The sequence below is a fragment of the Gordonia malaquae NBRC 108250 genome, from assembly GCF_000344135.1.
GTDB lineage: Bacteria > Actinomycetota > Actinomycetes > Mycobacteriales > Mycobacteriaceae > Gordonia > Gordonia malaquae.
Map to the genome: position 1 here is coordinate 1 of NZ_BAOP01000045.1, position 20,519 is coordinate 20,519.

The following is a 20,519-nucleotide window of genomic DNA, read 5'->3' on the forward strand; positions in this document are numbered from 1 at the left end:
GGAGCAGTGAGGGCTCGTCATAGCTCAAGGAGCAGAGAAGCTCGTTGCTGCTCAATAGGCAGGAAAGCTCGTCGCCGCTCGAAGCGAACGACGGTCAGCGGTTCTGCTGGCGACGGATCTCGTTCTTGGCGAGGGAGTTCTTGTGGACCTCGTCCGGGCCGTCGGCGAAGCGGAGGGTGCGGATCGCCGCGTACGACTCCGCGAGCGGGAAGTCCTGCGACAGACCGCCTGCGCCGTGCGTCTGGATCGCCTTGTCGAGGATCCACTGGACGGTGCGCGGAGTGGCGATCTTGATCGCCTGGATCTCGGTGTGTGCACCCTTGTTGCCGACGGTGTCCATCAGCCACGCGGTCTTGAGGACCAACAACCGCAACTGCTCGACGCGGACTCGCGACTCAGCGATCCAGTCGCGGATCACGCCCTGCTCGGCGAGCGGACGACCGAACGCGACGCGGTTCGACGCGCGGTCGCACATCAGCTCGATGGCACGCTCGGCGAGGCCGATCGCACGCATGCAGTGATGGATGCGGCCGGGTCCGAGACGGGCCTGCGCGATCGCGAATCCCGCACCTTCGGAGGCGATGATGTTCTCCACCGGGACACGGACGTCGGTGAACCGCAGTTCCGCGTGGCCGCCGTGGCTGTGATCGTCGTAACCGAACACCTCCATCGGACGGACCACTTCGAGCCCGGGGGTGTCACGCGGAACGAGGACCTGAGACTGCTGCGCGTGGCGCGGGGCGTCGGGATCGGTCTTGCCCATCACCACGAAGATCTTGGCGTTGGGGTTCATCGCGCCGGTGATCCACCACTTGCGGCCGTTGATGACGTACTCATTGCCATCGCGCACGATCGACAGCCCGATGTTGGTGGCGTCCGAGCTCGCGACATCGGGTTCGGTCATGGCGAACGCCGACCGGATCTGACTGTCGAGCAGCGGCTCCAGCCACTGGGCCTTCTGAGCGTCGGTGCCGAACTCGTTCAGCACCTCCATGTTGCCGGTGTCCGGTGCCGAGCAGTTGAACACGGCCGGCGCCAGATGCCCGCTGCGCCCGGTGATCTCGGCGATCGGTGCGTACTGCAGATTCGTCAGGCCCGCGCCACCCTCTCCGGGCAGAAAGAAGTTCCAGTACCCGCGGCTGCGGGCCTCGGCGCGCAGTTCCTGCAAGATCGGCATGGAGTCCCACGCCCACCGGTCGTCACCCGCGGCGAGCAGCTGATCGTGGAACACCTTCTCTGCCGGGTACACGTGCGATTCCATGAACGCTGTGACCCCCTCGACGAGTTCGGCGGTCTTCGCGTCGAATCCGAAATCCATCTCAGTTCTCCTTCAATGCGGCCAGCCCGGCGTCGAGCAGCGGGAACACACCCGCACCGACGTCGGCGAAGCCTTCGCCGACTGTCTGCCCTTGACCGAACCGGTAATAGATGCCCTCGACGATGCCGGCGAGCTTGAAGCATGCGAGGGCGAGGTAGAAGCCGAAATCTCCGAGATCACGGTGGCTCGCCGCGGCGTATCGGGCGATCACCTCGTCTTCCGTGAGATATCCGGGAGCTTGGTTGACGTCGCTGACCGCACCCTCGGTGATGGCGGCGAAACGTCCGTAGACCAGCATCAATGCGAGGTCGGTCAGGGAGTCGCCGATCGTCGCGAGTTCCCAGTCGATGACGGCGGCCGGCCGGTCGTCGGGGTCGACGAGCACGTTGTCGAGCCGGTAGTCGCCGTGCACGATCCCGGGTGCGCCGTCCGCCGGGACACGCTCGACCAACTGCGCGTACAGCGCCTCCATCGTCGGCAGGTCGCGAGTGTGCGCGGCGGCGAACTGCTTGCGCCACCGTTCCACCTGGCGACCGAGGAAGCCTTCCGGACGTCCCGCGTCGGCGAGTCCGACCTCGGCAGGGTCGACGTGATGGAGGTCGACGAGCGTGTCGACGAGTCGCTCGGAGATCGCCTTCGTACGGGCCTCGCCCAGTGCTCGCAGCTCGTGTTGCGAGCGATAGGGGACGCCGTTCACGTCGGACATCACGTAGAACGGCGCGCCGAGCACGTCGACGTCATCGCAGAACGCGTGCATGTGCGGGACCGGCACCGACGTCGGCGCGAGGGCCGACATCATCCGATGCTCGCGACCCATGTCGTGAGCGGTCGCCAGCAGCTTTCCGACCGGCGGTCGACGCAGAATCCACGTCGACTCACCGTCCGAGATGCGATACGTGAGGTTCGACTTGCCGCCCGCTATGAGCGTGGCCGACAGGTCGCTCCCGGCGCCGTCTACGTGCGACGGCAGCCAGGCGCCGAGGACCTTCAGATCCAGGCCCGGAGTGTCGACGTCCCCCGACATCAGAACACCAGGACCGAGACGGTCTCGGCGACGCAGACGGGCTTCTCGCCGCCCTCGCGCTCGACGGTCACGCGCGCGACCACCTGGTGGCCCGCGGGAGTCTCGGTGACCGAGGCGATCTCGACGCCTGCGCGCAGCCGGGACCCGACGGGGACGTGGGACGGGAAGCGGACCTTGTTGCTGCCGTAGTTGACGCCCATCTTGGTGCCCTCGACCTTGTACACCTGCCAGGAGAGCATCGGGATCAGGGACAGGGTGAGAAACCCGTGCGCGATGGTCGTGCCGAAGGGCCCCTCGGCTGCCTTCTCGGGATCGACGTGGATCCACTGGTGATCACCGGTGGCCTCGGCGAACATGTCGATGCGCGCCTGGTCCACCTCGACCCAGTCGGAGTACCCCAAGTGCGATCCGACCGCCGCGACGAGTTCGTCCTTGCCGTTGAGAATCTTCATGATCTTCTCCGCTCCTCCCTGGACCCGCTCAGTCCTTCGGGCCGCCGGCGACGTACAAGACCTGGCCGGAGACGAAGCCTGCGCCTTCGCTTGCGTAGAAGCTGACGGCGTGGGCGATGTCGGCGGGCTCACCGACACGCTGGACGGGGATCTCGCGAGCGGCGGCGGTCTTGAAGTCGTCGAACGTGACGCCCATGCGCTCGGCGGTGGCAGCGGTCATCTCGGTGGCGATGAATCCGGGGGCGATCGCATTGGCGGTGACACCGAATCGGCCGAGTTCGAGAGCGAGGGTCTTGGTGAACCCCTGCATGCCGGCCTTGGCCGCCGAGTAGTTGGCCTGGCCGCGGTTGCCCAGCGCCGACGTCGACGACAGGTTGACGATGCGGCCCCACTTCTCCTTGGTCTGGTAGGTCTGCACCTCGCGGGCCATGAGGAACGCGCCGCGGAGATGCACGGCCATGACCGAGTCCCAGTCGGAGAGGGTCATCTTGAAGATGAGGTTGTCGCGGATGATTCCGGCGTTGTTGACGAGGATCGTCGGTGCGCCGAGTTCCGCGGCGACACGCTCGACGGCCGCCTTGACGGCGCCTTCGTCCGAGACGTCCGCACCGACGGCGAGCGCACGTCCACCGGAGGCGGTGATGCCGTCGACGACGCTCTGGCAGGCGGCCTCGTCGAGATCGAGGACGGCGACGGCGTGGCCGTCAGACGACAGGCGGCGAGCCACTTCGGCCCCGATTCCGCGGGCTGCTCCGGTGACGATCGCTACGCGCTGGGTGGTCATGAGTTCTCCTGTCAAGAGTGGGTCCGCTGCCATGGTCGCCTCAGGTGTGGGCGCGTCGCAGGCGTTTCGCCGCAGACGCACCGCCTGTTCACCGTCAACTCGCTAAGCAAGCGCTTAGTTACGGTGATGCCCACTATGCCGCACGCTGTGATGCCCGTCAACCACTTCCGTGATGATGGCTTCCGTCACGACTCCGCCGACGAGAAAGCCCCGCTCAGACGATGTTCGTCTGAGCGGGGCTTCTGCTGATCCGAGATGTCGGGTCAGGACATGATGCGCTGGCGGTACTCGACCGGGCCGACGCCGTGCCGCGCCTTGAAGCGGTTTCGGAACGTCGCAACCGACCGGAAACCGGAGGCGGCGGAGATGTTGCCGATCGGCAGCCACGGATTCGCGATGAGCATCTCGCGTGCGGTCTCGATACGCGAGTCCGCGATACGAGTCGCGAGCGAGTTCTCAGTGTTCTCGAACAGGCGGTACAGCTGCCGGCGTGACAGGTGCAGCTCAGCGGCGATTGAGTCCGGCGTGAAGTCGGGATCACGGTGACTCCGGGCGATCAGGTCGAGTGCGGCCTGATGGTTGAACAGCGAGTCGTCCTGCAGGACGTAGCGATCGTCCGACGCAAGCTCGGCGAGGGCCGCGGTCACGAGGTCGATCGCGGCAAGCTCGGTGTCTCCAGCAGGCGCAGGGAAGTCGGAGGCCGCGGTGTCGGCGGCGAAGCGGCGAACGAAGCCCGCGGCGGCGCGCGACAGCGGGGTCCGACTGTTGATCGGACGACGCGGCTGCTCCGCCACGAAGCGGTGCTTGCCGAGCAGCGAGAGGGGGATCACCAGGCCCGACGGGTCGGAGACGGCCGCCGTCGTCAGCTGGAACTGGGTGGACGTCGAGACGAACAGCAGGTCGCCCGCACCGTACGCATGCTCCTGGCCCGCCTGACGGACGACCGACTTTCCGCGCATCGACGTGACCGTCACCAGCAGCAGCTCCGAGGGGTTGGCCTTGATGCTCTCGGCCGTGCGTTCCATCCGGACTGCCGAGTGGAGAGCGCAGAACGTGCCCATCATCGACAGCTCTCGCGAGTAGCGAACGGCGCGGAACTGCTCGGGGTCGTGGGAGGTGACCTCGATGTCGGCGTTCCATTCCGCCACACCGGCACTTCCGATGAAACGGTCCGGCCGGGACATGCGCTGGCGCTCGATGCCGAGTCGCGCTTCCCATGCGGCCACAGTGCGCGGAGTGAGCTGGGTACCCAGCGTCATCGCGTCGTGATTTCGTGCGTGGGGGCGCGCCGTGGCCTGGGCGGGACGCGTCATATTCATGGTTGTCATAGAGATGACCTCAAAAAAATCGGGGTTTCAAGGTCGGCTTGGGAGGGAGCCGAGGCGGTTGCCGTGATGAACGTTACTTCCACGAGCAAGCTTTCACCAGACTTCCCAGAAGAAATTTGATCGATCGATCTATTGCGGTTCGCGGTACTGTGTACGAACGCCCGATTCCGGCCCAGGCTGGACAGTCCCGTTCGAGGAGCATCCGTTGACCCAGCCTCCTATCCCGCCGTCGTCCGACGACCCGGCGGCAGGCGACCCGAACAGCACGCTTCCTCCGTACCAGAACGCTGACCACCAGCATTCGCCCGTCGAATCGAACGAGTACGCCCAGACGCCCTACGGCCCGGTCCCGACCGACCTCTACGGCAGTCCCACCGCGGCGGCGGCCGCGGCAGACAAGGATGCGGTCAACACCGTCGTACGTCGCTGGCAGATCATCACCGCCGTCGCCTGCGCGGCGGCGGCCATCGTGATCCTCGGGTTCTTCATCGTCGGCCAGAAGAGCGGCAGCCCCGCCCCCACCCGCACCGTGACCAGCGTCGCCACCACCACCGAGACCGAGACCGCCTCGGGCACCGCGAAGACTCGCACCGCGACGCAAACCGCCACCGAGACCGCCGAACGCACGCAGACCGAGACCGAAACCGTGACCCGCACCCGAACCGCTACCGTCACCGATACCGTCACCGACGATCCGCCGCCGGTGACCGTGACGTGCCGGACCAACGCCGCGGGCACAGAGGAATGCAGCTGAGCAGAGGGACGCGGCAACGCTGCACTCCTCGACATAGATCGACACTTCGTCGACAAACGCGGCCTTCCTGAAGTCCGCGTTTGTCAGTGAAGGTCGCGACGGCACTCCGCGCAGCACCCTCCCTGCGGGAGACGCCCAAAGACGCCATGACCAGAGGGAACTGGCTGATTCACGCTGAACCGGCCACCTCCCGTCGTCCCAAGCATCTTTTCGCCAGACCCACCCACAGCGACACCGCACAACCTCGCCGCGACCCTCAACGACAAACGCGGCCTTCAGGAAGGCCGCGTTTGTCGATGAAGCGTCGGTGTACGTCGACGAAAGCCGCGTTCGTCGAGGAACGCCGCGAACGCCGAGTCAGGCGAGCTTGCGGAGCTCCGGGACGACGTCCTCGGTGAATGCTTCGAGGAAACGACGTTGGTCGGCTCCGGGGTTGTGGAAGACGAGGTGGTTCAGGCCTGCGTCGATGTACTGCTTGATCTGTGCGACGGCGTCTTGCGGGTCGGAGGCGATGATCCAGCGCTTGGCGACCTGCTCGATCGGCAGTTCGTCGGCGAGGCGTTCCATCTCCACCGAGCTGGTCACCGAGTGCTTCTGCTCCGGCGTCAACGACAGCGGTGCCCAGAAGCGGGTCTGCTCCAGCGCGCGGGCCGGGTCGCGGTCGTAGGAGATCTTGATCTCGATCATCTTGTCGATGGTGTCGACGTCGCGTTCGGCCTTAGCCGCGCCTTCCTTGACCGCCGGGATCAGCTTCTCCGTGTAGAGGTCCATGCCCTTGCCGGAGGTGCAGATGAATCCGTCACCTGCGCGGCCGGCATAGCGAGCGACGACGGGACCCCCGGCGGCGATGTAGACGGGCACCGGCTTCTCCGGGATGTCGTACATGTAGGCGCCCTTGGTGGAGTAGTAGTCGCCCTCGAAGTCGACCTGATCGCCGGTCCAGAGCTCACGCATGAGCCGGACCGATTCGCGCAGGCGGGCGAAGCGTTCCTTGAACTCGGGCCATTCACCTTGGAAACCGGTGGCGTACTCGTTCAAGGCCTCGCCGGTGCCGACGCCGAGCATCACGCGATCCGGGTACAGGCAGGCCATCGTCGCGAACGCCTGCGCGACGACGGCCGGGTTGTAGCGGAACGTCGGAGTCATCACCGAGGTGCCCATCTGGATGCGCTCGGTGCGCTCACCGACAGCGGTCATCCAGGCGATCGAGAACGGTGCGTGGCCGCCGTTGTGACGCCACGGCTGGAAGTGGTCGCTGACCGTCACCGAGTCGAGGCCGAACTCCTCGGCTGCGACACCGAGTTCCACGAGATCGCGGGGACCGAACTGTTCTGCTGAGGCCTTGAGGCCGAGCTTGAGCGAAGCCATGCTTCTCCTTCGAGAGGGAGGACGAGGACGTGTACGCGCGCGGGCCGCCCACCATCGTCCGTGTGGGCCGTCACACTCGAATCCACCATACGACGACCGCGGATTCGTCCTGCACTGCGGAGCGGCCCTTGGTGGGGCAAAATGACTGCGACGCGGTACTCGTGCGCGTCACCCGACTCAGTTTCGATCCTCGGAGGACATGCACGTGCCGATTCCAGCGGAGTTCCTTCTCGGCGATCAAGCGCCGGCCGGACGCACTCTCTGCGATGTCCTCGCCGAGACCGCGCGCACGTATCCCGACGCGCCCGCCATCGACGACGGGGATCAACTCGTCACCTACTCGGAACTGCTCGCACTGGTACGTCGAGTCAGCGGCAGGCTTGCCGCGATCGGCGTCGGGCGCGGTCACCGAGTCGGCGTGCGCATGCCGTCCGGATCCCGCGACCTCTACATCGCGATCCTCGCGACCCTGTGGGCCGGTGCGGCCTATGTGCCGGTCGACGCGGACGATCCGGACGAACGCGCGAACCTCGTGTTCGGCGAAGCCGACATCGACGCGTTGTTCGACGACGACGGCGTCCATCCGCAGTCTGGCCGCGATGCGACGGCTCCGCTCGACGGACCTGTCGCACCTGTCGGCACCTCCCCTGCCAGGCAGTCGGACGACGCGTGGATCATCTTCACCTCCGGCTCCACCGGCAAGCCGAAGGGCGTCGCGGTGACGCATCGGAACGCCGCCGCATTCGTCGACGCCGAAGCCGCGCTCTTCCTCCAGGACGAGCCGCTCGGCCCCGGCGACCGAGTACTCGCCGGCCTCTCGGTGGCGTTCGACGCGTCGTGCGAAGAGATGTGGCTGGCGTGGCGCAGCGGAGCATGCCTGGTCCCCGCGCCCCGCGCCCTCGTCCGCTCCGGCATGGACCTCGGGCCGTGGCTGGTGAAGCGGGACATCAACGTCGTCTCGACCGTTCCGACGCTCGCATCGATGTGGCCCGCCGAGGCCGTCGAAGCCGTCCGGCTCCTGATCTTCGGCGGTGAGGCCTGCCCTCCCGAACTCTCCGACCGTCTCGCCACCGACGACCGCGAGGTCTGGAACACGTACGGGCCCACCGAGGCGACCGTCGTCGCCTGCGCTTCGCCACTGCGACGCGGCGAACCGGTCCGCATCGGACTTCCGCTCATCGGCTGGGATCTGGCCGTCGTGGACCCGAACGGCAAGCCCGTCGCGGAAGGCGAGTCGGGCGAGCTGGTGATCGGCGGCGTCGGCCTGGCTCGCTACCTCGATCCCGAGAAGGACGCCGAGAAGTACGCCCCCGCACCTGTTCTCGGTTGGGAACGCGCGTACCGCAGCGGCGACATCGTGACGCTCGACCGCCGCGGCCTCCTGTTCGTCGGCCGCGCGGACGATCAGGTGAAGATCGGCGGACGGCGCATCGAGCTCGGCGAGGTCGACAACGCGCTGCAGAATCTGCCCGGCGTGAGCGGCGCAGCGGCCGCGGTCCGCAAGACCGGGTCAGGATCGTCGATTCTGGTCGGCTACCTCGCATCCACCGACTCCGACTTCGACGTCGCCGCCGCACAGGCCCGTCTGCGCGACGAACTCCCCGCAGCTCTCGTCCCGCGGCTCGTCATGCTCGACGAACTGCCCACCCGAACGTCGGGCAAGGTCGACCGCGACGCACTCCCCTGGCCCGTCGCTGGCTCCGACGCGGGCGACGGCCCGTCCGATCTCTCCGGCACCGAAGGCTGGCTCGCCGAGCAGTGGACCAACGTCCTCGGTGTGACCATCGGCAACGCGAAGGCCGACTTCTTCGCCGAAGGCGGCGGATCACTGTCGGCAGCCCAACTGGTGACGGCGCTGCGCAGTCGGTACCCGGAGATCACCGTCGCGGACCTCTACGACCACCCCCGCCTGGGTTCGCTCGCGGAGATGCTCGACGCGCTCGACCCGTCGGCGGCCGTCGAACCGCGAGTGGTGAAGCCCGTCCCCCTGTCGACGGGCCTCGCGCAGACAGTCGCATCCATTCCGCTCGCCACACTCACCGGCGTGCAGTGGGTCACGTGGCTCGGCGTCGCGAACAACATCGGCCGCGCCGTCGCCGACTCGCTCGGCTACGACGCACCGTGGCTGATCTCGGTGAACTGGTGGGCGCTGCTCGCCGCATTCATCGTCTTCGTCACGCCGCTCGGTCGCATGATCATCGCCGCGGTCGGCGCTCGCCTGCTCCTCGCAGGTGTCGGACCCGGCGACTACCCGCGTGGCGGCGGCGTCCACATCCGACTCTGGACCGCCGAACGTCTGATGGCCGCCAGCGGCGCCCACAACCTGTCGGGCGCACCGTGGATGTCGACGCTGGCCCGTGCGCTCGGCGCCACGATCGGCGAGGGCGTCGACCTGCATTCCCTTCCTCCGGTCACCGGACTCCTCCGCATCGGCGACGGCGCGGCGATTGAGCCCGAAGTCGACCTCGCGGGTTGGTGGCTCGACGGCGACGTCCTCCACATCGGAGAGATCATCGTGAAGCCAGGCGCCACTGTCGGCAGCCGGTCGACGCTGCTTCCCGGCGCGGTCGTCGGACGCGACGCCATCGTCGATCCCGGCTCCGCAGTCGTCGGCAAGGTGAAATCTCGTCAGCGCTGGGGCGGCTCCCCGGCGGTGAAGCTCGGCAAAGCCAAGTCGGAATGGCCGAAGGAACGGCCGCAGCCACGACGCTGGTGGGTGGCCGTGTACGGCCTCACCGCGCTCGGCATCTCCGGCGTCCCCCTGGTCTCCCTCGCCGCGGGGCTCGCCGTCGCGGGCAGCTGGGCGCTGTCGGCCGACCGACTGCGCACCGCGACCTGGCGGATGTTGGCGCTCGCTCCCGCAGGGGCGCTCGCCGCGATGGCGGTGTTCGCGATTCTCACCCTGATCATCGTGCGGCTCGCGTCGATCGGCATGACCGCCGGAGTCCACCCGGTCCGCTCCCGCGTGGGCTGGCAGGTGTGGATCACCGAACGAATGATGGACGCCGCCCGCACGTACCTGTTCCCGCTGTACGCGAGCTTGCTGACACCGTGGTGGTTCCGTGCTCTCGGCGCCTCCATCGGCAAGGGTGCCGAGATCTCGACCGCGCTCGTGATCCCCAAGTTCACCACGGTCGGCGACGACTCGTTCCTGGCCGACGACACGCTCGTCGCGTCGTACGAACTCGGCGGTGGCTGGATGCGGATCGGCGAGGCCAAGGTCGGCAAGCGCGCATTCCTCGGCAACTCCGGCATGATCGCGCCCGACCGCAAGGTCCCCAAGAACGGTCTGGTGGCGGTGCTGTCGGCGGCGCCGCAGAAGGCGAAGAGCGGTTCGAGTTGGCTCGGCAGCCCGCCGGTCCGCCTGCGCCGCACTGCGGCCGAGACCGACTCGTCACGCACGTTCGCTCCCGGATTCGGAGTGAAGGTGGCGCGCAGCATCGTCGAGACGCTGCGTCTCGTCGCCGTCATGGTGTCGTTCTCGATCGGCGTCGCAGTGTTGTTCGCACTTCAGATCACCGCAGACAAGCGTGGCGTGGCGATCGCCGCGCTGGTCAGCGGTTTGGTGTTGCTCGCGGCGGGTGCCGTCGCAGGCGCCGTCGCCTGCATCGCCAAGTGGACTGTCGTCGGCCCCATCCGCACGTCGGAGCATCCACTGTGGAGTTCGTTCGTGTGGCGCAACGAGTTGTCCGACGCCTTCGTCGAGACCGTCGCAGCGCCGTGGTTCGCAAACGCCGCCACCGGCACCCCGGTGCTGAACCTGTGGCTCCGCTCGCTCGGCGCGACGATCGGTCGCGGTGTGTGGTGCGAGTCGTACTGGCTGCCGGAAGCCGACCTCGTTGAACTCGGCGACGGTTCGAACGTGCAGCGCGGCTGCGTGGTCCAGACGCACCTGTTCCACGATCGGGTGATGGCGATCGACAGTGTCCGACTCGGTGCAGGCGCCACCCTCGGCCCACACTGCGTCGCACTCCCGGCGTCGGGCGTCGGCGAATCCGCGACCGTCGGCCCCGCGTCGCTCGTGATGCGCGGCGACGTGGTCCCCGCCCACACCACGTGGCAGGGCAACCCGATCGCACCGTGGACTCCATAGGAGCGTCCTGGCACTAGGCTGATACGCGTGGGATCCTCCGCACGCAGTGCGTCACCGCCGACTCGTCGAGTGATCGACGTGATCGAAGCACTGACCCGACATCCGGGTGAGAAGCTCGGACTCTCCGAGCTCGCGCGTGTCTGCGGTATCAGCAAGCCGACGTGCCTCGCGATCCTCACCGAGCTGAGCGACGCTGGGTACCTGAGACTCGACGCCGGCACGAAGACCTACGGTCTCGGTCCCGCCCTGGTGACGGCGGGGCAGGCCGCACAACGTGCGTTCGCACTGCCTCCCGCAGTGGCCGAACGCATGCAGGAACTCAGCGACACGTTCGGATCGATGGTGGTCGCGGCCGCCCATGACGGCGACGACTTCCTCGTCGTGGAGGTGACGACCCCGGCAGGGATGCTTCCTTTGACAAGCGTCGGGCAGAGCTTTCCGATCGTGCTTCCGACCGCGTCACTGTTCGGCATCGGACAGTCCGATCCCCCGGAGTCGGAGGAGTTGCGGCTGCTGGCCGACGAGTACCGATCGGCCGGGTACGTCGTCGAGAACCTGTCACCGACTCTCGAGCGCGTCTACCGGATCATCGGCGAGAACTCCCGCGCGCTCGCACCGGAGGTCCTGGAGCTGATCGGGGATCTTCTCGCGACCATGCGAGAGCAGCGACTGCTCCTTCAGTCCGCTCTGCGCTCCGATCCGTCCGCAGTCCATCGCGTCGGCGCGATCTCCGCGCTGTGCTTCGACGGCGCGGGCGCACCGTCGCTCATGCTGTCTCTGTACGCGCACGACGATCTCGCCTCGTCCGACATCGCCGAACGTGGACGACGGGTCCGCGACACAGCCGACGCCGTGACGTCTCTGCTCGACGGGCGCCGTCCGAATCTGTAGATCTCGACGAACCGTTGACCTGTGCTCAGGCAACGGCGTAGCGTGACGCCCATCACCAATTCTACCGAACTGGTCGAATATTCGACCAATGAAAGGGCGTGGCATCCGATGAGCAGCTTCTCCGGGCGAACAGCCTTCATCACCGGCGGCGCGCGGGGGCAGGGTCGAACCCATGCGCTGGCGCTCGCCGAGCGAGGCGCAGACATCGTGCTCGTCGACCGGTGCACCGACAGCGCCTCCGTCGCGTATCCACTCGCCATCCGCTCCGAACTCGACGACACCGCGAAGGCGGTGACCGACCTCGGTCGCCGATGCCTGGCAGTCGTCGCCGACGTCGCCGATCGGACCGCGATGGACGACGCCGTCGCCCGGGCGGTCGACGAATTCGGACGGATCGACATCGCGATCGCCAACGCCGGCGTCTCGGTCGCCGAAGGACTCACCGGGCTCACCGAGGCCATGTGGAACGAAGTGATCGGCACCAACCTGACCGGCGTCTTCAACACCGTCGCAGCAGTCGCCCCGGTGATGGCGGCCAACGGCTACGGACGGATCGTCACCGTCAGCTCCATGATGGGCCGGTCCGCCGCCCCCGGCATGGCCGCCTACAGCGCCAGCAAGTGGGGAGTCATCGGCCTGAGCAAGAGCGCCGCACTCGAACTGGCCGGTACAGGTGTCACCGTCAACGTGATCGCTCCCGGCAACATCTCGACGCCGATGGTCCACAACGAGCCGCTCTACAAGCGGATGCGCCCCGATCTGGAGGCGCCCACGCGCGACGACGTCGCTCCAGTGTTCGCCTCGCTCCACGCCCAGCCGGTTCCGTTCATCGAACCCGAAGAGGTGACCCGCGTGGTCCTCTTCCTCGCCGACGAGCTGACCTCGCACATCACCGGCACCGTGGTGCCGATCGACGCGGGCGCCGCCGCCCGCGTCTCCTCCTGACCACTAGGGCGTGTTGCGAAACGCTCTTCGCATGTCTCGGCGGAAGAGTTTCGCAACACGCCCTAGCCGTCAGTCCCTCCCGAGCCCCCACAGGAGTTCCCATGATGAAGAGACTCGCTCTATTCGCGGCAGCCGCGTTCGTCGTCACCTCGGCGTCGACGTGCCTGCCTGCCGTCGGCGACGCGACGCCCGGCGGCGCGGGCCGCCTGCTCACGCAGCAGCCGCTGACCACCGCTGCGGTGCTCCCGAGCGCCGCATTCACCCGAGCCGTCACCTACACCTCGACCGGTGCGCAAGGACAACCGATCGTAGTGTCCGGCATCGTGGCCGTCCCACGCGGGAAGGCTCCACGCGGTGGCTGGCCGACGATCAGCTGGGCGCACGGAACCACCGGGTACGCCGATGTGTGCGCACCGTCGCGAGACACCGCGACCGGACCGAGCCACGCCTATCTCGGTCCGGTGACCGGCGTCCTCGACACCTGGATCACACGCGGATACGCCGTCGTGGCCGCGGACTATGAAGGGCTCGGAACTCCCGGCGGGCACCCGTACATCAACGGAACGAGCGAGGCCAACACCGTCGCGGACATCGTCAAGGCGGCGCAATCGGTCGACCGCCGAATCGGCAGGGAGTGGATCGTCGCAGGCCACAGCCAAGGCGGACAGGCCGCGCTGTTCACCGCACAGCAAGGCGATGCACGACAGCCGTCTCTGCAGCTCAAGGGCGCGATCGCCCTCGCACCGGGCGGCGTCGGCCTCAGTCAGACCGTCGACTTCGTTCGGTCCGCGCAACCGGGCGCGGAAGCCGCCGAATCGTTCCTACCGCTGATCGTGCTGGGCGCGAACGCCGCGCGCCCATCCGTCAATCCGTCGGCCGTCTTCTCCGACGACATGGCGCCCATGGTCGATGCGGCTCGAGCGTCCTCATGCCTCACCCAACTGCGCGGCATGCCTGCGGTCGCACCCGCCAAGGTGTTTCGACCGGGTGCCGACTTCACTGCGCTCAGCACGTATCTGAACAGCCAGGATCCGTCGCGCACGACACCGCGTGTTCCGGTTCTCATCGCGCAGGGCACCGCCGACACACTCGTCGGCAAGGCGGGCACGGACGGTCTGGTGTCGACTCTGTGCGGTCGCAAGGCATCCGTCGACTACCGGATCTACAATGGCGCCGATCACCGCGCAGTCGTCACCGACTCGGTGACGGACGCCCAGACATTCGGCGATCAGGTGATCAAGGGTTCAGCTCCGGTCGGTACCTGCTGACTGATCCGCTCGCGTCTTGAACTCCTTCGGTCGAGTGCCGGGCATGGCCGGTCGCCGCGCCGTCGGTCCGTCTCGCCGGTAGCATTGACGCCGACCGCGAACGACAGACGGAGAGGTAGTGCCGAGCAAACGGAACACGCAGGAGCCGACGCTGACCGGCGGCCACCACGAACTCGATCCGTACCTGCCGCGGACCGGCAACCTCGGGTACCGCATCTCACGCTACGCACTGGTGCTCGACTACCGCGTCTCGAGCAATCGCCTCGCCGGAGTCGCGACGATCACCGCGACGTCGTACCAGCGCCTGACCCGTTTCACGTTCGACCTCGCGGCATCGCTGCGCGTCGATCGCGTGACGGTCAACGGCGCCCGCGTCCGGTTCTCGCACCGCACCGGGAAGCTGTCGGTGACCCCGAGCGAACCGATCCCGCCGGGCGGGGCGATGACCGTCGTGGTGCGCTACAACGGAAACCCGCGACCGATTCGCAGTCAGTGGGGCACGGTGGGATGGGAAGAACTCGACGACGGGGCTCTGTGCGCGAACCAACCGAACGGCGCGTCGTCATGGTTCCCGTGCGACGACCATCCTGAAGCGAAGGCCCCGTTCCACATCGAGATCACCACCGACAGTCCTTACTACGCCCTCGCGAACGGCCGGCTCGTGTCGAAGCAGCGCCGCGCCGCGATGACGACATGGGTGTACGACCAGGTGGAACCGATGTCGACGTACCTCGCGTCCATCCAGATCGGCCAGTACGAGCGGCGAGAACTGTCCACAGGCGACGTCGCCGTCCACGCACTCTTCCCGAAGCGCCTGGCGTCGAACTTCACCGTGAGTTTCGCCCGCCAAGTGAAGATGGTCGACGCGTTCACCGAGATGTTCGGGCCGTACCCGTTCGCTCAGTACACCGCCGTCGTGACCGACGACGAACTCGACATCCCGCTGGAGGCCCAGAGCTTCTCGACCTTCGGCGCCAACCACTGCGACGGCACGCTCGACCACGAGCGGCTCATCGCGCACGAACTGGCTCATCAGTGGTTCGGCAACTCAGTCACGTGCGCACGCTGGCAGGACATCTGGCTGCACGAGGGTTTCGCCTGCTATTCAGAGTGGCTCTGGAGCCAGCACAGCGGGGGCCGCTCGGCCGACGAATGGGCCCGCCACTATTACGAGAAGCTGCGGCAGACTCGGTTCACCACACCGCTTGCCGACCCCGGACCTGCGCAGATGTTCGACGACTGGCTGTACAAGCGCGGCGCAATCACTCTGCATGCACTCCGCCTGCGCATCGGTGACGGCGAGTTCTTCGCGCTGTTGCACCGGTGGACGGACAAGTACCGATACCGCACGGCCACCACCGAGGACTTCGTTGCGCTCGCGTCGACGTTCACCGCGGCTCCGCTCGGCGACATCTGGCGCGACTGGCTGTACACGGTCGAACTGCCGCCGTTCCCGACGCTCCGGCCGCACGCCTGACGTTGGCGACGTTTTCCGTCGTGGTACCGGAAATCGTCGCCGACGTTGCGGCACGAGAATGCTCAGTCGACGTCACCCGGTGAGACGAGGACCTTGACCTCGGTGTTTCGCCCGGTGCCCAGAAGATGCTCGAGTCCCTGCGACACGACGTCGTCGAGTACGATCCGACCGGTGATGAGCGGCCGCGGATCGAGGACTCCCGAGGTGACCGCATCGATGACCTCGGCGAAGTCGTCAGCGGTGTACGCCATAGAGCCGATCAGCTTCTTCTCCGAGACCATGTACTCCTGCAGATTGACCTGAACCGTGTCGTGGAACATGGCCACGACCACCGAGGTTCCACCTGGCCGCAACGCCCGCAGAGCGGTGTCGTAGGTGGGCTGCCCCACGCCAGACGCGTCGAACGACACGTCTACGCCTCCGTCGGCGTTGAGCCGAGCGACGACGTCGTCGACCGTCGGATCGTGCACCACCGCACCCATGTCGGCAGCGAGGCGTCCACGGGCCGCGCTCGGTTCGCTGACGTGGATCGTCGAGACGCCGCGGGCTTTGAGGCACGCCACCAGCCCCAGCCCGACGGGACCCGCACCGATAACAAGCGCACTCGAACCTTCGCTCGCAGGGGACTGCTTCACCGCGTGCCACGCCACCGCCGTCGACTCGATCATCGCGGCGACCTCCGCGCCGAGTTCTTCCGGAACTGGATACGCCGCATCACGCCCGGCGACGACGTACTCGCTGAACCCGCCCCCGGAGACGCCGATGAACCCGCCGTTCTCACAGAGATTCACCTCGCCCCTCGAACACGCCGCGCACGTCCCGTCGAACACATTCGGACGGATCGCGACCAACGTGCCGGTCGGAAGGTCGTCGACTCCGTCACCGACGGCGACGACGCGTCCAGCGAACTCGTGGCCCAACGCGTGCGGCCCCTGAGTGCAGAGCAGCGGATGGACGAAGTCGCTCGGGATCGGCGAGTACTCGAACAGCGACAGGTCACTTCCGCAGATGCCCGCACATTCGACGCGGATCTTGACCTGCCCCGGGCCCGCCTCCGGTTCGGGGACATCGACGACACGCGCGTCGTGCGCTCCGTACAGCAACAATGACTTCATGGCGGGAACCTCCTCGTCGAACGACCGTTGAGGGGATTCTGGCCGGTGGGCGATCGGCGCGGCGCCCGCTGTCCCACTGAGCAGTCACCGCGCGGGGAAGTCAGCGGAAAGTGGGGAGCAGACCGTCGAGGGCGGCCTGAGCGAGAGAGGGCGCAGCGACGTCTTTCGCCGAGAGTTCGTACTCGAGCGGGGTGCCGTCGCGGCCGACCGTCGGCCACTCGATACCCAGATCGGGATCGAGTGGGTTCACCCCGTGTTCGGCGGTCGGGTTGTAGCCGGTGGAACACAGATAGGTGACCGTGGAGCCGTCGGCCAGCGAGCAGAAACCGTGACCGAGCCCTTCTGACAAGTACACGGCCTTGCGGTCGACGTCGTCGAGCAGCACGGCGTCCCACCGTCCGAAGGTGGGCGAGCCGACGCGGATGTCGACGATCACGTCGAGGATGACGCCGACGCTGCACGTCACATACTTCGCCTGCCCGGGCGGGACGTCGGCGAAGTGAATGCCGCGCAGCACGCCCGCCGCCGAGACCGACGTGTTGACCTGTGCGAGTTCAAAACGGTGGCCGATCAGGTCGGACAGGACGTCAGCTTTGAACGCCTCGAGGAACACGCCGCGGTCATCACCGTGCAGGACCGGCGTGAACTCCCACGCTCCCGCGATCGACAGTTCGCGAACTTTCACGTCTACAGCTCCCGTCCACGGTCGAGCAGGTCGTACAGGTATGCGCCGTACCCCGATTTCACGAGTGCCTCGGCGCGGTCGCGCAGGTGAGCGTCGTCGATGTAGCCGAGTCGCCACGCGATCTCCTCGGGCACGGCGATCTTCAGACCCTGTCGCTCCTCGACGGTGCGGACGAAGTTCCCGGCGTCGAGCAGGGAGTCGAAGGTACCGGTGTCGAGCCACGCTGTGCCCCGCGGCAGGACCGTCACGTTCAGCTTGCCGCGCCGCAGGTACTCGGCGTTGACGTCGGTGATCTCGTACTCGCCGCGCGCCGACGGCTCGAGACCGCGTGCGATGTCGACGACGTCGTTGTCGTAGAAGTACAGGCCGGGCACCGCGTACCGCGACTTCGGTTCGGTCGGCTTCTCCTCCAGGGAGATCGCCGTTCCGTCGGCGTCGAACTCGACGACCCCGTACGCCGTCGGATCGGCGACGCGGTAGGCGAAGATCGCTCCGCCGTCGACGTCCCCGAACCCCTGCAGGCGACTGCCCAGTCCGGGGCCGTAGAAGATGTTGTCACCGAGGACCAGTGCCGCCGTGTCGTCGCCGATGTGATCGGCGCCGAGGACGAACGCCTGCGCGAGGCCTTTCGGCTCGGGCTGCACCGTGTACGTGATGCGCACGCCGAACTGCGATCCGTCGCCGAGCAGGTACTGGAATGACGCACTGTCGTGCGGAGTGGTCACGACGAGGATGTCGCGCACCCCGGCGAGCATCAGGGTCGACAGCGGGTAGTAGATCATCGGCTTGTCGTAAACCGGCACGAGCTGCTTGCTGACGCCCTGCGTGATCGGGTGCAGACGCGACCCGGTGCCACCGGCGAGGATGATTCCGCGCATGGTCCAACCCTATCGGTACAGTTGAAGCACTATTCGAAGCCACACTTTACGGAGATCCTTCATGCGTGTTCTGGTGACCGGCGGGGCCGGGTTCATCGGAGCGAACTTCGTCCTCCGCACCCTCGCGACCCGGCCCGACGTCGAAGTGACGGTCCTCGACAAGTTCACCTACGCCGCCAACCCGACGACTCTCGCACCCGTCGCCAACCGCATCCGGGTGGTGCGCGGCGACATCGCCGACGCGACCGTGGTCGATCCGCTGATCGCCGAGACGGACCTCGTCGTCAACTTCGCAGCCGAGTCGCACAACGACAACTCGCTCGCCGACCCGTCGTCGTTCGTCCAGACCAACCTGGTCGGGACGTACACGCTCTTGGAATCGGTTCGACGCCACGGTGTCCGACTGCACCACGTCAGCACCGACGAGGTGTACGGCGACCTCGACCTCGACGATCCCGCTCGCTTCACCGAAGAGACCGCATACAACCCGTCCAGCCCGTACAGCTCAACCAAGGCGGGCAGCGATCTGCTGGTCCGCGCCTGGGTCCGATCGTTCGGCATCACCGCGACCATCTCCAACTGCTCCAACAACTACGGCCCGTACCAGCACGTGGAGAAGTTCATCCCTCGGCAGATCACCAACGTGCTGACCGGCGTGCGGCCCAAGCTGTACGGCGACGGCCGCAACGTCCGCGACTGGATCCACGTGGACGACCACAACGACGCCGTCTGGACCGTCATCGACCGCGGCGTCTCCGGTGAGACGTACCTGATCGGCGCCGACGGCGAAGTCGACAACCGGACCGTCGTCGAAGCGATCCTCGAAGCGCTCGGGCAGCCCCGCGACGCATTCGACTTCGTCACCGACCGCGCAGGCCACGATCGCCGATACGCCATCGACTCCACTCGGCTGCGCACCGAACTCGGATGGACACCCGCCTACACCGACTTCTCGGCGGGCCTCGCCGCGACCGTCGACTGGTACCGGACGCACAGCGACTGGTGGGCGGGCGTCAAGGACGGCGTGGAACGCTCGTACGCAGAGACCCAACAGACCATCGACCCCGAAGGAGCACGATGAGAGTCCTCGTCACCGGAGGCGCAGGTTACATCGGCTCCCACACCGTCCTGCAGCTTCTCGCCGCAGGCCACGACGTGGTGATCGCCGACGACTTCAGCAATGCCAAGCCCAGCATCATCTCGCGGCTGGTGTCCCTGTCCGGGAAACCCGTCACCGTGTACACGGTCGATCTGACCGACGAGGAGGCCACCGACGGTCTGTTCGCGTCCGAGGACATCGACGCCGTGATCCACTTCGCCGGCTTCAAGGCCGTGGGAGAGTCGGTCGCCAAGCCGATTTCCTACTACCGCAACAACATCGACACCGCGCTGTCGGTACTGCAGGCGATGGACCGTCACGGTGTCCGGACGTTCGTGTTCTCCTCATCGGCCACCGTGTACGGCGAGAATCCGATCTGTGAGCGCACCGAGGACATGCCGACGTCGGCCACCAATCCGTACGGGTGGACCAAGGTGATGATCGAGCAGATTCTGCGCGACGTGGCAGTCGCGGACGACTCATGGCGCATCGCCCTGCTCCGCTACTTCAACCCGGTGGGTGCACACCCGAGCGGCGAGATCGGTGAAGATCCCAACGGTCTGCCCAACAACCTGATGCCGTTCGTCTCGCAGGTCGCCGTCGGACGGCGCGAGAAGCTGTCGGTGTTCGGCGACGACTACGACACTCCCGACGGCACCGGTGTTCGCGACTACATCCACGTCGAAGACCTCGCGTCGGGACATCTCGCGGCGCTCGACACCATTGCGGCGGGCGACGATCCGCTCTCGGTGTGGAATCTCGGCAGCGGGTCGGCCGTCTCCGTGCTCGACGTGGTCAACGCGTTCTCCCGCGCCAGCGGACGGGACATCCCCTACGAGATCGTTCCGCGCCGACCGGGCGATCTCCCCGCCTACTGGGCCGATCCTTCCAAGGCCAACGACGAGCTCGGCTGGAAAGCGATCCGCACGATCGACGACATGTGCGCCGACACCTGGCGGTGGCAGTCGAAGAACCCCAACGGCTTCCCCGACGCCTGACGCCCCGCTGCTCCTTGAGCGCCTTTCGACTCGCATGCTCGC

Annotated in this window: 17 protein-coding genes; 8 read left to right on the forward strand and 9 right to left on the reverse strand. The window is 67.0% G+C overall.

From position 1 onward, the window contains the following. Positions 1-94: 94 nt before the first annotated feature. From GM1_RS19645 to GM1_RS19665, 5 genes are all read right to left on the reverse strand, one after another. On the reverse strand, positions 95-1,318 hold the full coding sequence (locus GM1_RS19645) for an acyl-CoA dehydrogenase family protein (RefSeq protein ID WP_008381822.1): 1,224 nt from the start codon (positions 1,316-1,318) through the stop codon (positions 95-97). Position 1,319: 1 nt separating this feature from the next. Beyond that, positions 1,320-2,342: a phosphotransferase family protein gene (locus tag GM1_RS19650; RefSeq protein ID WP_008381823.1), complete on the reverse strand. Its 1,023-nt coding sequence runs from the start codon at positions 2,340-2,342 to the stop codon at positions 1,320-1,322. Beyond that, complete coding sequence (locus tag GM1_RS19655) at positions 2,342-2,794, reverse strand: MaoC family dehydratase (protein WP_008381825.1); 453 nt, start codon at positions 2,792-2,794, stop codon at positions 2,342-2,344. The genes GM1_RS19650 and GM1_RS19655 overlap by 1 nt, the downstream gene beginning before the upstream one ends. Before the next feature lie 28 nt (positions 2,795-2,822). Further along, the gene (locus GM1_RS19660; protein ID WP_008381827.1) at positions 2,823-3,578 is read right to left on the reverse strand and encodes an SDR family oxidoreductase; all 756 of its coding nucleotides are present in this window, start codon (positions 3,576-3,578) and stop codon (positions 2,823-2,825) included. A gap of 263 nt (positions 3,579-3,841) precedes the next feature. Continuing rightward, a complete protein-coding gene (locus GM1_RS19665) occupies positions 3,842-4,906 on the reverse strand; it encodes a helix-turn-helix domain-containing protein (protein WP_040520811.1) in 1,065 nt (354 codons plus the stop codon). Positions 4,907-5,111: 205 nt separating this feature from the next. Between GM1_RS19665 and GM1_RS19670 the strand changes: the two genes are divergently transcribed. After that, the gene (locus GM1_RS19670; RefSeq protein ID WP_008381829.1) at positions 5,112-5,660 is read left to right on the forward strand and encodes a hypothetical protein; all 549 of its coding nucleotides are present in this window, start codon (positions 5,112-5,114) and stop codon (positions 5,658-5,660) included. Positions 5,661-6,017: 357 nt separating this feature from the next. On the opposite strand, the gene fgd is transcribed toward GM1_RS19670, so the two are convergent. Continuing rightward, positions 6,018-7,028 (reverse strand): glucose-6-phosphate dehydrogenase (coenzyme-F420), encoded by a 1,011-nt coding sequence (gene fgd, locus GM1_RS19675; RefSeq protein WP_008381830.1) that lies wholly within the window; start codon positions 7,026-7,028, stop codon positions 6,018-6,020. A 199-nt stretch (positions 7,029-7,227) separates the two neighbouring features. Here fgd and GM1_RS19680 point away from each other — a divergent pair, with 199 nt between their 5' ends. The 5 genes from GM1_RS19680 to GM1_RS19700 all read left to right on the forward strand — a co-directional run bounded on the left by GM1_RS19680 (position 7,228) and on the right by GM1_RS19700 (position 15,702). Further along, positions 7,228-11,121, forward strand: coding sequence for a Pls/PosA family non-ribosomal peptide synthetase (locus GM1_RS19680; protein ID WP_008381832.1), 3,894 nt, complete (start codon positions 7,228-7,230; stop codon positions 11,119-11,121). Between the two features lie 27 nt (positions 11,122-11,148). Next, positions 11,149-12,012 carry a helix-turn-helix domain-containing protein gene (locus GM1_RS19685; RefSeq protein WP_008381834.1) on the forward strand — a complete coding sequence of 288 codons (864 nt, stop codon included), beginning with the start codon at positions 11,149-11,151 and terminating at the stop codon, positions 12,010-12,012. A 108-nt stretch (positions 12,013-12,120) separates the two neighbouring features. Continuing rightward, on the forward strand, positions 12,121-12,957 hold the full coding sequence (locus tag GM1_RS19690) for a mycofactocin-coupled SDR family oxidoreductase (RefSeq protein ID WP_008381835.1): 837 nt from the start codon (positions 12,121-12,123) through the stop codon (positions 12,955-12,957). Positions 12,958-13,058: 101 nt separating this feature from the next. Then, positions 13,059-14,225 (forward strand): alpha/beta hydrolase family protein, encoded by a 1,167-nt coding sequence (locus tag GM1_RS19695; RefSeq protein WP_008381836.1) that lies wholly within the window; start codon positions 13,059-13,061, stop codon positions 14,223-14,225. 118 nt (positions 14,226-14,343) lie between these two features. Then, a complete protein-coding gene (locus tag GM1_RS19700; protein WP_008381837.1) occupies positions 14,344-15,702 on the forward strand; it encodes a M1 family metallopeptidase in 1,359 nt (452 codons plus the stop codon). Positions 15,703-15,764: 62 nt separating this feature from the next. Here GM1_RS19700 and GM1_RS19705 read toward each other — a convergent pair whose 3' ends face one another. The 3 genes from GM1_RS19705 to rfbA all read right to left on the reverse strand — a co-directional run bounded on the left by GM1_RS19705 (position 15,765) and on the right by rfbA (position 18,380). Further along, complete coding sequence (locus GM1_RS19705; protein WP_008381838.1) at positions 15,765-16,817, reverse strand: 2,3-butanediol dehydrogenase; 1,053 nt, start codon at positions 16,815-16,817, stop codon at positions 15,765-15,767. A 100-nt stretch (positions 16,818-16,917) separates the two neighbouring features. After that, positions 16,918-17,502: a dTDP-4-dehydrorhamnose 3,5-epimerase family protein gene (locus GM1_RS19710; protein ID WP_008381840.1), complete on the reverse strand. Its 585-nt coding sequence runs from the start codon at positions 17,500-17,502 to the stop codon at positions 16,918-16,920. Positions 17,503-17,504: 2 nt separating this feature from the next. After that, positions 17,505-18,380, reverse strand: coding sequence for a glucose-1-phosphate thymidylyltransferase RfbA (gene rfbA, locus GM1_RS19715; RefSeq protein ID WP_008381842.1), 876 nt, complete (start codon positions 18,378-18,380; stop codon positions 17,505-17,507). 61 nt (positions 18,381-18,441) lie between these two features. Between rfbA and rfbB the strand changes: the two genes are divergently transcribed. After that, positions 18,442-19,461, forward strand: coding sequence for a dTDP-glucose 4,6-dehydratase (gene rfbB, locus GM1_RS19720; RefSeq protein WP_008381843.1), 1,020 nt, complete (start codon positions 18,442-18,444; stop codon positions 19,459-19,461). Further along, on the forward strand, positions 19,458-20,477 hold the full coding sequence (gene galE, locus GM1_RS19725; protein WP_008381845.1) for a UDP-glucose 4-epimerase GalE: 1,020 nt from the start codon (positions 19,458-19,460) through the stop codon (positions 20,475-20,477). Before rfbB ends, galE begins: the two co-directional genes overlap by 4 nt. The last annotated feature ends 42 nt before the right edge of the window (positions 20,478-20,519 follow it).